The sequence below is a fragment of the Oxalobacteraceae bacterium OTU3CINTB1 genome, from assembly GCA_024123955.1.
Taxonomy (GTDB): Bacteria; Pseudomonadota; Gammaproteobacteria; order Burkholderiales; family Burkholderiaceae_D; genus Rugamonas.
On sequence record CP099652.1, the window covers coordinates 2,815,833 to 2,829,260 of the forward strand.

A 13,428-nucleotide genomic window follows, 5' to 3' on the forward strand; every position below is an offset into this window, starting at 1 on the left:
GCAGCCATGCTAGCGAATCTGGCCGGCGTGCTGTTTGACGGCATCGCCTATGGCAGCCTCCTTTTCCTCATCAGCGTCGGCCTGTCGGTCACGATGGGGATGATGAACTTTATTAACCTGGCCCACGGCGCGTTCGCGATGTTGGGCGGGTATGTCAGCGTGATGCTGCTGTCCCGCCTCGGCGTGCCGTTCCTGGCGTCGCTGCCGCTGGCGTTCATCGCCTCCGCCGTGGTGGGGCTGGTGCTGGAGCGGACGCTGTACCGCCGCCTGTACAAGGCCAGCCACCTCGATCAGGTGCTGTTCTCCATCGGCCTGACCTTCATGTCCGTGGCCGCCGCCACCTTCTTCTTCGGACCGACGCAGCAGCCGGTCACGCTGCCGGCCTGGCTGCACGGACAGGTATCGTTGTTCGGCCTCGATGTCGGCGCCTACCGGCTGTTCCTGATCGGTATCGTGGTGCTGATCACCATCGCGCTCGGACTGCTGATCGAGCGCACCCGCTTCGGCGCGCAGATCCGCGCATCGGTCGATAACCAAACCGCGTCGGCGGGCCTCGGCATCAACGTCAGCCTGGTGTTCAGCCTGACCTTCGCGCTGGGTTCCGGCCTGGCCGGCTTGGGCGGCGGGCTTGGCATCGACGTGCTGGGCCTCGATCCGACCTTCCCGATAAAGTACATGGTCTACTTCCTGCTCGTGGTGGCGGTGGGTGGCGCCGGCACCATCAAGGGGCCGCTGCTGGCCGCGCTGATACTGGGCGTGTTCGACGTCGCCGGCAAATACTACGTGCCTGAAATCGGCGCCTTCGTCATCTACGCGCTGATGGTGGTGCTGCTGATCGTCTTCCCGGCTGGCCTGGTAAGGAGGAAAGCATGAACGCCTTTACCGAAACCGCAGTTCAACCTGTTCCAGTCGCAAAGACCGTCATGACGCCACTACAGAAACGCCAACTGAACCTGCCGAACGACCGCTGGAAGCCGCTCGAAATCGTCTTCTGGCTGATGCCGGTGGCCGCGTACTTCTTCTTTCCCGGCTATCTGGTGTTGATCAGCCAGATCATGATCATCGGCCTGTTCGCGCTGTCGCTGGATCTGATCCTCGGCTACGCCGGCATCGTCTCACTGGGGCATGCCGCATTCTTCGGCCTTGGCGCCTACACCGCCGGTTTGCTGGCGGTGCATGGCTGGGGCGAGCCGTTGAGCGGCCTGCTGGCCGGCGCTGTGGTGGCGGGCCTGTTCGGCTTCGTCACATCGTTCCTGGTCGTGCGCGGCCAGGATTTGACGCGGTTGATGGTCACCATGGGCATCTGCCTGATGCTGCACGAAGCGGCCAACAAGGCGTCCTTCATCACCGGCGGCGTCGATGGCCTGTCCGGCATGATGGTCGGTAAGCTGTTCGGCGTGTTCGAATTCGATTTGAACGGAACGGTGGCCTTCTGGTACAGCTTTGCCGTGCTGTTCATCCTGTTCGTGGTGCTGCGCCGCGTGGTCAAGTCGCCGTTCGGTCTGAGCCTGATCGGTATTCGCGAGGGCGTGCGCCGCATGCCTTCGCTGGGCGTCAACGTCAACCGCCGCCTGATCGCCATTTTCACCGCGGCCGCTGCCATCGCCGGCGTGGCCGGCGCGCTGCTGGCGCAGACGACGCAATTCGTCGGACTCGATGCGCTGGGCTTCCCGCGCTCTGCCGAACTGCTGATCATGCTGGTGCTGGGCGGGGCCGGGCGCCTTTACGGAGCGCTGATCGGCGCCGCCGTGTTCATGGTCGCGCAGGATTACATTTCGGGCCTCAATCCGGCCTACTGGCAGTTTTATATCGGCCTGTTGCTGGTACTGATCGTGCTGTTCGCGCGCGGCGGCATCCTCGGTGGCCTTGAGAGGATCGCCCAGCGTTTCAAACCATCCCGTAAGGAGCAGGCATGAGCCAGGACACTACACTGCGCACCGAGGGCCTGGGCAAGCGCTGGGGCGGATTCGTCGCCAACAGCGACGTGACCCTGACCTTCAAACCCGGCGCGCGCCACGCGCTGATCGGCCCTAACGGCGCCGGCAAGACCACCTTCATTAACCTGCTGACCGGCGGCTTCATGCCCAGTAGCGGCAAGGTCTATCTGGGCGGCGAGGATATCACCAACCTGCCGCAGCATGAGCGGGTACATCGCGGCATGACGCGCACCTTCCAGCTCAACACCCTGTTCGCGGGCATGACGGTGCTGGAATCGGTGGCGCTGGCCGTCAGCGAGCGTCGCGGCTTGCAGTCGGTCTGGTACAAGACGGTGGAAAACCATCCCGACGTCGTCGACGAGGCGATGGCGCTGCTGGCCACCCTGAAACTGACCGACCAGGCCAATAGCATCACCCGCAGCATGGCTTACGGTAAGCAGCGGCTGGTGGAGATCGCGCTGGCGCTGGCGACCAAGCCGCGCATCCTGCTGCTGGACGAGCCGGCGGCCGGCATTCCTTCGGCCGAGAGCAAGGAGCTGTTCGAAGTACTGTCACAACTGCCGCGCGATGTGACGGTGCTCTTCATCGAACACGATATGGGGCTGGTGTTCCGCTTCGCCGACCGCATCACCGTGATGGTGGGCGGGAAGGTGCTGACCGAAGGCACGCCGGAGGAAATCGCGGCGGACCCGCGGGTGAAGGAAGTGTATCTGGGGGAGGCCGAACATGCGTGAGTTACTGGCGCTCGATAAAGTCACCGCCGGCTACGGCGAGTCCATCGTGCTGGAAGATGTGTCGTTTACGATGAATGAAGGCGACAGCCTGGCGCTGTTGGGCCGCAATGGCGTGGGTAAAACCAGCCTGCTGGTGACGTTGATGGGATTGACGCGGCTGCACGGGGGCGGTATCCGCTGGGACGGCAACGACATCGCGCGCATGCCGACGCACAAGCGCTCGCGCTCGGGGCTTGGCTGGGTGCCGCAGGAACGCCATATGTTCCCGTCGCTGACAGTGGAGGAGCACTTGACCGTGGTCGCGCGTCCCGGTCCGTGGAATCTGCAAAAGGTCTATCAGATCTTTCCGCGCCTGTTCGAGCGCCGCGGCAACATGGGCAACCAGTTGTCCGGCGGCGAGCAGCAGATGGTGGCGATCGCGCGCGCGTTGATGACCAATCCGCGCATCCTGCTGCTCGACGAGCCGATGGAAGGCCTGGCGCCGATCATCGTGCAGGAGTTGGTGCGCGTGATCCGCAAGCTGGTCGAGGAGGAGGGCATGTCGGTGATCGTGGTCGAGCAGCATGCGCGCCTGGCGCTGTCGCTGACCAAGCGCGCCATCGTGCTCGATCGCGGCCGCATCATTCACGACTCGGACAGCGCCAGTTTGCTGGCAGACGGCGACAAGCTCGATAGACTGGTTTCGGTCGCCTGAGTCTCGCTTTGCAGGCGCGCCATCGCGGCGCGCCTTTTTTATTCGTTATGTTTTGTAGACGCCGACGCCGACGGTCGATGCCGATGCGGGGGCGGGGGCGGGAGCGGTCAAAGGCGCCCGGCTTTGCTCATTGTTTTCCTGTACCAGCTTGGTCAACAACTCCATGAACTTCAGCTGTTCTTCGCTGCTCAGCGGCGCCAGAAGACGGCGACGCAGACGTTGCGCGCCAGGGATCATATCGTCCAGCAGCTGCTGGCCGGCCCGGGTGATGGTCAGAGCGCGCTGGCGACGATTGGTCGGAATGACTTTGCGCTCCAGCAGGCCCTTTTCCTCCAGCCGCGCGCACACGGTGGCGCCGGTGGAGGTGTCGATACCACTGCTGGCCGACAGCGAGACCTGGTCGATGCCTGGATTGCCGGCGAGGTTGCGCAGCATCGCGTACTGCACCGGCGTCAATTCGCCGCCCATCTCGTCGTAGAAAATCGACACCGATATCTGCTGCGCGCGACGCAGCAAGTGCCCTGGATGCTCATATAAATTGGTCAGAGTGCTTTCGGTTTCTGGCATGGCGTATTCTCTGCTTGTGCGGCGCAATACAAAAAGAATTGGGCCTGGGTGTTTACTTCCGCGTTTTCCGGTCTATACTTTACGATATTCAGTACACTGAATGTTAAGCTGAAAACCAATAAGGAGACAAGATGTATCCAAAAAACACCTGGTATGTGGCTTGCACACCCGACGAGATCGACGTCAAACCGCTGGGCCGCCAGATCTGCGGCGAGAAAATCGTTTTTTATCGTGGCGCCGAGGGCAAAGTGGCGGCGGTGGAGGATTTTTGTCCGCATCGCGGCGCGCCGCTGTCGCTGGGCTTCGTGCGCGAGGGGCAGCTGGTCTGCGGCTACCACGGCCTGGAGATGGGCTGCGACGGTAAGGTGATCAGCATGCCGGGCCAGCGCGTGCGCGGCTTCCCCTGCATCCGCAGCTATCCGGTGGAGGAGCGCTATGGCTTCATCTGGGTCTGGACCGGCGACAAGGAGCTGGCCGATCCGGCGCTGATCCATCATCTGGAATGGGCGGACAATCCGGAATGGGCTTACGGCGGCGGCCTGTATCACATCCAATGTGAATACCGTCTGATGATCGATAACCTGATGGACCTGACGCACGAGACCTACGTCCACGCGTCGAGCATCGGCCAGAAGGAGATCGACGAGGCGCCGGTCAACACCCGCGTCGAGGGCGAGGAAGTTGTCACCAGCCGCTATATGGAGAACATCATGGCACCGCCGTTCTGGCGCGCGGCGCTGCGCGGCAACGGCCTGGCCGACGACGTGCCGGTCGACCGCTGGCAGGTCTGCCGCTTCACGCCACCGAGCCATGTGATGATCGAGGTGGGCGTCGCACACGCGGGCAATGGCGGCTACGACGCCGATCCGAAGTTCAAGGCGTCGAGCATCGTGGTCGACTTCATCACGCCGGAGACGGAGACGTCGCACTGGTACTTCTGGGGCATGGCGCGCAGCTTCAAGCCCGAGGACAAGGAATTGACGGCGACCATACGCGAAGGGCAGGGCAAGATCTTCGCCGAAGACCAGGAGATGCTGGAGCTGCAGCAGCAGAACATCCTGCGCCATCCCGACCGCAAGCTGCTGATGCTGAACATCGACGCCGGCGGCGTGCAGTCGCGCCGCCTGCTGGATCAGTGGATGGAGAAGGAGAACGCGCAGCAGAAGCCGGAGCAGGCGGCATGAGCGCCGGCCTGCTGAACGTCCGGGTCGAGCGCCGCACCAGCGAGGCGGAGGATATTTGCAGCTATGAGCTGGTCAGCGCGGATGGCGCGCCGCTGCCGGCCTTCAGCGCCGGTTCGCACATCGACGTGCATGTGGGACCGGACCTGGTGCGCCAGTATTCGCTGTGCAATCCGCCGCACGAAACCCACCGCTACCTGATCGGTGTATTGCGCGATCCGGCGTCACGCGGCGGCTCGCAGGGCATGCATGAAAAGATCCATGTCGGGGCTTCGCTGACCATCAGCGCGCCGAAAAACCACTTTCCCCTGGTGGACGCAAAACGCAGCCTGCTGCTGGCCGGTGGTATCGGTGTGACGCCCGTGCTGGCGATGGCGGAGGCGTTGTCGGCGCAGGGCGCGGACTTCGAGATGCATTACTGCGCGCGCTCGCCCGAGCGCACCGCCTTCCGCGAGCGCATCGCCGCCTCACCGTTCGCCGCGCAGGTGCACTTCCACTACGATAGCGGCGCGCCCGAACAAAAACTCGACCTGGCGGCGCTGCTGGCGGGGTTGGATCGCGAGACCCACATCTACTTCTGCGGCCCGACCGGCTTTATCGACTACGTGAAGGCGGCAGCCGCCGCGCAGCAGTGGCCGGAGGCGCAGCTGCACCTGGAGTACTTCGGCGCGGCCGCCGTCGATACGGGCGGCGACCGGGCCTTCGAAGTCAAACTGTCGTCCACCGGCGCGAGTTACAGTGTTCCCGCCGGCGTCACCGTGATGCAGGTGCTGCGGGCCGCCGGCGTATTTGTCGCGGCTTCCTGCGAGCAGGGCGTGTGCGGCACCTGCCTGACACGCGTGATCGAAGGCGTACCTGATCACCGCGATCTGTATTTGACCGAAGAAGAACAGGCAGCCAACGACCAGTTCACCCCTTGCTGTTCCCGTTCCAAAAGTCCGACCCTCGTGCTCGACCTATAAAAAACAAGAAGGAGACACCATGTCACACAATATCAATACGCATCGCCGTCACATCCTGCTGGGCGCGGCCGCCTTGTCCGCCGGCGTGCTGCCGACTGTCGCTGCTGCGGCCGAGCCGTTGAAGGTGGGTCTGATCGTGCCGATGTCCGGACCGTTCGCCTCCACCGGCCGCCAGATCGAGGCAGCCGTCAGACTGTTCATGCAGCAGAACGGCGCCACCGTTGCCGGGCGCCAGATCGAAATCATCCTCAAGGACGACGGCGGGGTGGCGCCGGATGTCACCAAGCGTCTGGCGCAGGAACTGGTCTCGCGCGAGAAGGTGCAGGTGCTTGCCGGCTTCGGCCTGACGCCGCTGGCCTTCGCCGCCGCGCCGGTGGCCACGCAGGCCAAGGTTCCCATGATCGTGATGGCCGCGGCGACGTCGGTGATTCCGCAACGCTCGCCGTACATTGTGCGCACGGGCTTTACGCTGGCGCAGGTGACCGCGCCGATGGCGCAGTGGGCCGCCAAGAACAAGATGAAAACCGTGGTGACGCTGGTGAGCGACTATGGTCCCGGGCTGGACGCGGAGAAGGTGTTCGTCAAGGATTTCAACGAGGGTGGCGGCAAGGTGGTGGAAAGCTTGCGCGCGCCATTGCGGAATCCGGACTACGCGCCGTTCCTGGCCAAGGTGAAGGACTTGAAACCGGACGCGCTGTTTGTATTCGTGCCGTCGGGCGAGGGCGCGGCGGTGCTCAAGCAGTTCACCGAACGAGGTCTGGCCGGCGCCGGCATTCGCTTGATCTGCACCGGCGACGTGCTGGACGACGATCTGATGGCGAGCATCGGTCCGGCCGTAGCAGGTGTCGTCAGCAGCCATCATTATTCGGCCGCGCATCCGTCGGCGGAGAACAAGGCGTACGTCGAGGCGTTCGGCAAGGCGAACAAGGGAATGCGACCAAACTTCCACTCGGTCGGCGCCTATGACGGCATGCATCTGCTGTATGCGGCGCTCAAGAAGACCTCTGGCGACAGCAGCGGCGACAAGCTGCTGGCGGCGATGAAGGGCATGGAATGGACCAGCGTGCGCGGTCCGGTCAGTATCGATGCCGGCACCCGCGATATCGTGCAAACAGTTTATATCCGCAAAGCCGAGGCTAGCGGCGGCTCCTTCTTCAACGTGGAGTTCGACAAAGTCGATAAAGTGCGCGACCCGGGCACATGATTCGTTGCTGATCCACGTAGGGCGGATTAGCGCAGCGTAATCCGCCAAGAGCCGCCAAGATAATCACAACTCGTTCAGTTGCGCGTGCAGCTCCTCGATCTTGACCAGGCGCTGGCGGCCGGCCTGACCGGTCTTGTCGATCAATTGCGACGCCAGCACGTGGCACAGCGCCATCACCGCCGCATGATTGTCCAGCGGGGTGGCGCTGCCCGTATCGCACTTCAACACCCAGGTGGCGCCAAGGTCGCTGTGATTCGACGAATCGGTGATCAGCATCGTCTTCACGCCCGCCCGGCTGACGGCGGCGACCAGCGCGCCCAGTCCGGGCGTGCGCCGGCGCAGGCCGAACACGATGAAAATATCGTTCGGCTGCAGTCCCACCAGATACTCCGCCATCGTTTCGCCTGATACCGGAAGTAGATACACGTTGCTTCGAAACTGGATGAACTGCCAGCGCAGGTACGCGGCAAAAAAATAGTTGTTTCGTTGACCGAACACGCGCACCTGCCGCGCCTTGGCGATCGCGGTGCCGACTTCACCCACCTGTGTCGCCGACATGCCCGCGAAGGTGCGCTGGATGTTTTGCACGCTGGCCGACACATGGCGATCGAACGGACCGCCATCCTTTCCTCCCTCGTCCGATTCGCGGCGATCCATCAAATACAGCGGCGAGCCCCAATCCTTGCCTTCGCGCGCAAGACGGCGCATCTGGTCGTAATTCTCATACCCCAGTCGATGAACCAGCCGCGTCATCGTCGCATTGGACACCCCCGCCATGCGCGTCACCTCCGAAGCCGAATAGCTGGCCAATTGTCCGGGCGACTCCAGTATCACATTCGCCAGGCGCTTTTCGGCCTGCGGCAGCTGGTCGAGATGCTGCTTGATGGTGGTCGAGAGGCTGTCTATGAAAGGAGTTTTTTTTGTCATCGATCGCATTCCAGGAAAAGCGCGTAAGGATCACCCGCCGCAGCGCCAATATACACCGCCCCGGCGTTTGCGGTTGTCGGCGGAATGCGACTAACGCCGCGCCTATTTCGATGCAAGCGACAGGAAAATGTTGACGCTTGATGAAAAACGATTTTCAATGAATTGAGAGGTGAAAAAGAATTATCAGCGGTCGGGCAGGCCTGGCAAAAGAAACCAAAGGTAGTTTTGTGCGTGTTGAATAAATAGCGAGGGATCAGCAATGCGGTTTTTCAAATCACTGTTTGGCCAGATCATCGTCGCGATGTGCGCGGGCATATTGCTGGCGGTGTTCTACCCGGATATCGGCCGGAGTCTCAAGCCGCTGGGCGATGGATTCATCAAGTTGATCAAGATGATCGTTCCGATGATCGTGTTTTGCGTTGTCGTGCAGGGCATCCACGGCGCGGGCGAATTGCGCAAGGTTGGACGTGTGGGCCTGAAGGCCCTGATCTATTTCGAGGCGGTGACGACGGTCGCGCTGTTGCTGGGTATCGTGTTCGCTTACGTCTTCCATCCCGGGGCTGGCATGAACATCGATGCCGCCACGCTCGACGCCAGCTCGCTGACCAGCTATGTCGATAACGCCGAGGGCGTGCGCAAGGCCGGCCTGGCCGAATTCATGCTCAAGCTGATCCCCACCACCGTAGTCAGCGCCTTCACCTCCGGCGACGTGCTACAGGTGCTGTTGTTCTCCATTATATTCGGCTGCGCCCTGTCGCTGATCGGCGAGAAGGCGCAGCCGGTGGCGACCCTGATCGACGGCCTCGCCACCGCCTTCTTCAAGTGCATGTCCTTCATCATCAAGCTGGCGCCCATCGGCGTGTTCGGTGCGATCGCCTTCACGGTCGGTAAGTATGGTATCGGCTCGCTCAAGCAGTTGGCCATGTTAGTGCTGCTGTTCTACGGCGCGGTGATCGTGTTCGTGTTCGTCATCCTTGGCGCCATCCTGCGTGCAGCTGGCTTCAACATCTTCAAGCTGATCGGCTACCTGCGCGAGGAACTGCTCATCGTACTGGGCACCGCTTCCTCGGACAGCGTGCTGCCGCAGGTGATGCGCAAGCTGAAGTTCATGGGCATCAAGGATTCGACCGTTGGATTGGTTATCCCGACCGGCTACTCCTTCAATCTGGATGCGTTCTCGATCGACCTGACGCTGGCCGCCGTATTTATCGCGCAGGCCACCAACACGCCGCTGGCGACGGGCGATCTGCTGTCCATCCTGGCAATCGCGCTGATCACTTCCAAGGGCGCGCACGGCGTACCCGGTTCGGCCATCGTGATCCTCGCGGCCACCCTGACGGCGATACCCGCCATTCCGGTGGTCGGCCTGGTGCTGGTGCTGTCGGTCGATTGGTTCATCGGCATCGCGCGCGCGGCCGGTAATTTGATCGGCAACTGCGTGGCGACCGTGGTGGTGGCGGTATGGGAGAAGGATATCGATCGCGAGCGGGCGCACGCGGTTTTAAATGGAAAGGAAAAAGCATGAAGAAATCGTTTTTTGCGCTGGTGGTGTTGGCGGTGTTGGCTGCCAGCGGCGTGGCGCAGGCGCAGTCCGGGGTTACCGTTTATGGCAACATCGATCTGGGCATATCCAAGAAAACCGGCGGCGCGCTGACCGAGGGACGGCGCGATAACAACCGGCTTGGCTTCAGGGGCGTGGAGGACCTGGGCAACGGCTTGAAGGCCTTGTTCCAGCTTGAGATACGCTACGACCCGGATATCGGGGCTGTCGAAGGTGTATCGCGTCCGCTATTCCAGGGGCAGAGCCGCGTCGGTCTCCAGGGCGATTTCGGCACCGTGCGGATCGGGCGCGGCTTGACCGCCTATCAGGACTCGAACGTGGCGTTCGAGCCGTTTCGGGGCACGCCCAGTACTGCCGGTTTTGAAACCGACTTGATGGTGGCGGGTTACAACAGCCAGCCGCTCGACCCTGCCGGGTCGTCGGCAAATCGTTTTTCCAATGCGGTGTTTTATAACTCGCCGGTGGTGGGTGGGTTGCAGCTCAACGTCACCGTCGCCAGCAAGGAGGCGCTTGGCAATCCGGTGCTGATCGGGCGCGGGACGGCGGCGGCTCCGCAGTATCCGGCCAATTCGAAATTGAACAGCAATCCGTATTCCGCCACCCTGGTGTACAAGGCGGGCATGTTCGGGGCGATGCTGGCGTCGGAACGCAATGCCGCCGAAACCCGTTTGTGGTCGGTGGCGGCGTCGGTTCAGCCCAGGCGCGATCTGAAGCTGATGGCTTCTTACCAGAGCCAGGACCAGGATCATACCGTTGCCGTCAATTCGGTGACGAAGGCCTGGGTGGTGGGGGCGAATCTGGATATCGGCCCCGGAACGCTGTTGGCCGGCTATGGCCGCAAGTCGCCGGATGGCATGGAGCCGACCAAACAGATCGGGGTGGGGTACGAATACAACCTGTCGACGCGGACGTTCTTGTATGCCGATGCGTCGCAGCGCAAGACTGCGACGTCGGTTAACTTTTATGGTGTGGGCATACACCACCGGTTTTAAGCTGCCTCCCCGGCTGGTCTAAAGTTCCGCGATGAACGAGCGGACCGCCTGGCTGAAGGCTGACGGCTGCTCGATGTAGCTCAGGTGGGAAGCGTCGCGGAGTATCGCCAGCTTTGCGCCGGGGATGCCGTCCACCAGTGTTTGCGACATCTCGATTGGCGTTCCCTGATCCAGTTCGCCAGCGATCACCAGGGTTGGAGTCTGGATCGCCGTCAGGCGCGCGGTCGTGTCGACGGTGCCGACGGCGTTGCAGCAGCCGGTGTAGCCGACGGCGTCGGTCGAGACCACGCGGCGGCGGAAGCGGGCGACCGTCGCCGCGTGCTCGGCGCGGAAGCCATCGTGGAAGTAGCGTCCCATGACGGCGTCGGCGATCGCCTCGATGCCGCTCTCGTTCACCGTGGCGATACGCTGATTCCAGGCGTCGCGCGCGGCTTGCGGATAGCCGGAAGTGGTATTGGCCAGCACCAGCGCGCGCACCAGCGCCGGGTGGCGCAGCGCCAGTTCCTGCCCCACCATGCCGCCCATCGACAGCCCTACCCATACCACCGGTCCGGTATCGAGTTCGCGCAGCAGTGCGGCCGCGTCGTCGGCCAGATCGGCCATTGCGTACGCTCCCGCCGGCGACTCCGAACTACCATGGCCCCGGTGATCGTAGGCGATGACGCGGCTATCCTCCGACAGCTGATTCGCCAAGCCGTCCCACATCGTCAAGTCGCAGCCGATGGCGTGGCTTAGCACGACGGTGTGACGGGGCGCCTTGCCGTTGCGCGGCTCGCGCACAGTGTAGTGCAGCGATGGCCGGCTGCCTGTGCGGCCTTCGCGGCCTGCGCCGGGGTGGCTGGCGTAGGCGGGGGCCGCAGGTTCCAGCTCGTAGCCGATCTGCGAGCCCACCTCGCGCAGGATTACCAGCGCATGCGTGAAGGCGGTGTTCGCCGCCGGCACGCCCGCGTAAATGGCCGATTGAATCAGCACTTCCTTCAGTTCGTCCGGCGTCAGGCGGTTGGTTTCGTCGCCCAGCAGCGCTGCGCGCACGTGAAGATCAAATTCTTCCCAACGGCCCAGGGCGATGGTGATGGAGAGGACAATGGCGCGGCGGGTTTTTTGTTCAAGACCCGGACGTCCCCAGATCTCGTTCCAGGCGAAACGCGTAATCAGGTTCTGGAAATCGGCATTGAAGTTGTTCGCGTTGCCGAGTGACCGGTCCACCCAAGCATCGCCCAGGATGGCGCGGCGGTTGTTCAGGCCACGTTCGAAGTCGTGGTCGATGGGATCGTAGCTCATGGTGTCTTCACTTGTGGTTGAGCGAGGCGATATCGCCCCGCAGGCTTTGCAGCTGTTTTTGCGCAAGCCGTTGTGCCGGCGCGGTGGCGGCGACCGGATCGAACAGCGTGCGCAGATGCGCCATGTCGACGTGGGCGCGCAGCTTGTCGTCCTGTTTCACGGCTTCCTCCAGTACGTCGGCGAGGTGGCGCTGGCTTGACAGCGCCTCGCCGGTCATTTTTTCCAGCAGCGCGTGCGCCGCCTGCTTGCCGATCGTGGCAGCCAGATAGGCCGATGCCGCCTCGGCGAACACCAGCCCTTGCAGCGCATCGATATTGCGCAGCATGCGCGCGCTGTCGATGTGCAGGCCGGCGAAGGCGTCGTTCAGCGCTTGCAGCGCGCCGTGGGCGCTCAGGAACAGGTTGGGCCACTCGGCGAGTTCCGCCTGCCAGTTGCCCAGTCCCCGCTCATGCTGCTGGCCCATGCTGGCCAACAGCGCCGCCGCGTGCTGCGGCGTGCGCGTGGCGGCGGCCAGGGCGATCATCGCCGACACCGGGTTGCGTTTGTGCGGCATGGCCGACGAGCCGCCGCGCCCATTGCCGGATGGTTCGGCCAGTTCGGCGATTTCGCCTTGTGCCATCAGGCTCAGGTCCGTGGCCAGCTTGCCCAGGCTACCCGACAACACCGCCACTTCCAGGCCCAGACGCACCCACTCGTCGCGCTGCGTGTGCCAGGCCGCATCGGCCACCTTGAGTTTGAGCGCGGCGGCGACACGGCCGGCGACCGCCGGACCTTGTTCTCCCATCACCGCCAGGGTGCCGACGGCGCCCCCCAGTTGCAGCTGCAGCGCGCGCGATGCGCTGTCGCGCAGGCGCAGGCGCGCGCGCACGAGGGGCGCCAGCCAGCCTGTCAGCTTGAAACCGAAGCTGGTTACCTGGGCCGGTTGCATCAGGGTGCGCGCCAGCACCGGCGTTGCCAGGTGCCGCTCAGCCAGTTCCAGCAGATGCCCGGTCAGGTCGTGCAGGCCGTCATCGAGCAGTTGCAGCGCGTCGCGCGTGGCCAGCACCATGGCGGTGTCGATCACGTCCTGGCTGGTGCTGCCCCAGTGGACCTTGCCTGCGGCTTCCGCGTCGTACAGCGCCACGGTCTTGGTCAATTCCTTGACCAGCGGGATGGCCAGGCTGCCGGCGCGGCGGCCGGCGCTGATGATGGCGGGGATGTCGTAAAGCTGCGCGTTGCAGACGCCGGCGATCGCGCGTGCGGCGGCGGGTTCCATCAGGCCTTCATCCGCCTGGGCCTGCGCCAGCGCTTCCTCGAAACGGAACATCGCCTGCACGATGGCCGCGTCGTCAAATACGGCGATCATGTCGGTGGTGGTCAGGAAGCTGTCGAAAATCGATACACTCACT

General features: G+C 63.4%; 13 protein-coding genes. 9 read left to right on the plus strand and 4 right to left on the minus strand.

Annotated elements, in window-relative coordinates; genetic code table 11:
* Positions 1 to 6: 6 nt before the first annotated feature.
* The 4 genes from NHH73_12370 to NHH73_12385 are packed head-to-tail and all read left to right on the plus strand — an operon-like array spanning position 7 to position 3,365.
* Positions 7 to 873 (plus strand): branched-chain amino acid ABC transporter permease, encoded by an 867-nt coding sequence (locus NHH73_12370; GenBank protein ID USX29016.1) that lies wholly within the window; start codon positions 7 to 9, stop codon positions 871 to 873.
* Between the two features lie 50 nt (positions 874 to 923).
* Positions 924 to 1,916 carry a branched-chain amino acid ABC transporter permease gene (locus tag NHH73_12375; protein ID USX29017.1) on the plus strand — a complete coding sequence of 331 codons (993 nt, stop codon included), beginning with the start codon at positions 924 to 926 and terminating at the stop codon, positions 1,914 to 1,916.
* Entirely contained in the window at positions 1,913 to 2,671 is a 759-nt protein-coding gene (locus tag NHH73_12380) for an ABC transporter ATP-binding protein (GenBank protein ID USX29018.1), read from the plus strand. Before NHH73_12375 ends, NHH73_12380 begins: the two co-directional genes overlap by 4 nt.
* On the plus strand, positions 2,664 to 3,365 hold the full coding sequence (locus NHH73_12385) for an ABC transporter ATP-binding protein (GenBank protein USX29019.1): 702 nt from the start codon (positions 2,664 to 2,666) through the stop codon (positions 3,363 to 3,365). The genes NHH73_12380 and NHH73_12385 overlap by 8 nt, the downstream gene beginning before the upstream one ends.
* A gap of 45 nt (positions 3,366 to 3,410) precedes the next feature.
* Here the strand turns inward: NHH73_12385 and NHH73_12390 are convergent, their stop codons facing one another.
* A complete protein-coding gene (locus NHH73_12390; GenBank protein ID USX29020.1) occupies positions 3,411 to 3,932 on the minus strand; it encodes a MarR family winged helix-turn-helix transcriptional regulator in 522 nt (173 codons plus the stop codon).
* Positions 3,933 to 4,063: 131 nt separating this feature from the next.
* Here NHH73_12390 and NHH73_12395 point away from each other — a divergent pair, with 131 nt between their 5' ends.
* Genes NHH73_12395 through NHH73_12405 form a run of 3 tightly spaced genes read left to right on the plus strand, consistent with a single transcriptional unit; the run spans position 4,064 to position 7,279 of the window.
* The gene (locus NHH73_12395; protein ID USX29021.1) at positions 4,064 to 5,116 is read left to right on the plus strand and encodes an aromatic ring-hydroxylating dioxygenase subunit alpha; all 1,053 of its coding nucleotides are present in this window, start codon (positions 4,064 to 4,066) and stop codon (positions 5,114 to 5,116) included.
* Entirely contained in the window at positions 5,113 to 6,075 is a 963-nt protein-coding gene (locus NHH73_12400; protein ID USX29022.1) for a PDR/VanB family oxidoreductase, read from the plus strand. Before NHH73_12395 ends, NHH73_12400 begins: the two co-directional genes overlap by 4 nt.
* A 19-nt stretch (positions 6,076 to 6,094) precedes the next feature.
* Complete coding sequence (locus NHH73_12405) at positions 6,095 to 7,279, plus strand: ABC transporter substrate-binding protein (protein USX29023.1); 1,185 nt, start codon at positions 6,095 to 6,097, stop codon at positions 7,277 to 7,279.
* A 63-nt stretch (positions 7,280 to 7,342) separates the two neighbouring features.
* On the opposite strand, the gene NHH73_12410 is transcribed toward NHH73_12405, so the two are convergent.
* Positions 7,343 to 8,206 carry a MurR/RpiR family transcriptional regulator gene (locus NHH73_12410; protein USX29024.1) on the minus strand — a complete coding sequence of 288 codons (864 nt, stop codon included), beginning with the start codon at positions 8,204 to 8,206 and terminating at the stop codon, positions 7,343 to 7,345.
* A 259-nt stretch (positions 8,207 to 8,465) separates the two neighbouring features.
* Between NHH73_12410 and NHH73_12415 the strand changes: the two genes are divergently transcribed.
* Together NHH73_12415 and NHH73_12420 are read left to right on the plus strand one after the other, a co-directional pair.
* The gene (locus NHH73_12415; GenBank protein USX29025.1) at positions 8,466 to 9,731 is read left to right on the plus strand and encodes a C4-dicarboxylate transporter DctA; all 1,266 of its coding nucleotides are present in this window, start codon (positions 8,466 to 8,468) and stop codon (positions 9,729 to 9,731) included.
* The gene (locus NHH73_12420; GenBank protein ID USX29026.1) at positions 9,728 to 10,759 is read left to right on the plus strand and encodes a porin; all 1,032 of its coding nucleotides are present in this window, start codon (positions 9,728 to 9,730) and stop codon (positions 10,757 to 10,759) included. Before NHH73_12415 ends, NHH73_12420 begins: the two co-directional genes overlap by 4 nt.
* Positions 10,760 to 10,777: 18 nt before the next feature.
* Here the strand turns inward: NHH73_12420 and pcaD are convergent, their stop codons facing one another.
* A complete protein-coding gene (gene pcaD, locus NHH73_12425; protein USX29027.1) occupies positions 10,778 to 12,040 on the minus strand; it encodes a 3-oxoadipate enol-lactonase in 1,263 nt (420 codons plus the stop codon).
* 7 nt (positions 12,041 to 12,047) lie between these two features.
* Positions 12,048 to 13,427: a lyase family protein gene (locus NHH73_12430; protein ID USX29028.1), complete on the minus strand. Its 1,380-nt coding sequence runs from the start codon at positions 13,425 to 13,427 to the stop codon at positions 12,048 to 12,050.
* Position 13,428: the final 1 nt, after the last annotated feature.

Coding starts and splice junctions, on each gene's coding strand:
- NHH73_12415 (USX29025.1), top strand. CDS start 8,466: ATGCGGTTTTTCAAATCACTGTTTGGCCAGATCATCGTCGCGATGTGC.
- NHH73_12395 (USX29021.1), top strand. CDS start 4,064: ATGTATCCAAAAAACACCTGGTATGTGGCTTGCACACCCGACGAGATC.
- NHH73_12400 (USX29022.1), top strand. CDS start 5,113: ATGAGCGCCGGCCTGCTGAACGTCCGGGTCGAGCGCCGCACCAGCGAG.
- NHH73_12385 (USX29019.1), top strand. CDS start 2,664: ATGCGTGAGTTACTGGCGCTCGATAAAGTCACCGCCGGCTACGGCGAG.
- NHH73_12420 (USX29026.1), top strand. CDS start 9,728: ATGAAGAAATCGTTTTTTGCGCTGGTGGTGTTGGCGGTGTTGGCTGCC.
- NHH73_12410 (USX29024.1), bottom strand. CDS start 8,206: ATGACAAAAAAAACTCCTTTCATAGACAGCCTCTCGACCACCATCAAG.
- NHH73_12405 (USX29023.1), top strand. CDS start 6,095: ATGTCACACAATATCAATACGCATCGCCGTCACATCCTGCTGGGCGCG.
- NHH73_12375 (USX29017.1), top strand. CDS start 924: ATGACGCCACTACAGAAACGCCAACTGAACCTGCCGAACGACCGCTGG.
- NHH73_12390 (USX29020.1), bottom strand. CDS start 3,932: ATGCCAGAAACCGAAAGCACTCTGACCAATTTATATGAGCATCCAGGG.
- pcaD (USX29027.1), bottom strand. CDS start 12,040: ATGAGCTACGATCCCATCGACCACGACTTCGAACGTGGCCTGAACAAC.
- NHH73_12380 (USX29018.1), top strand. CDS start 1,913: ATGAGCCAGGACACTACACTGCGCACCGAGGGCCTGGGCAAGCGCTGG.
- NHH73_12370 (USX29016.1), top strand. CDS start 7: ATGCTAGCGAATCTGGCCGGCGTGCTGTTTGACGGCATCGCCTATGGC.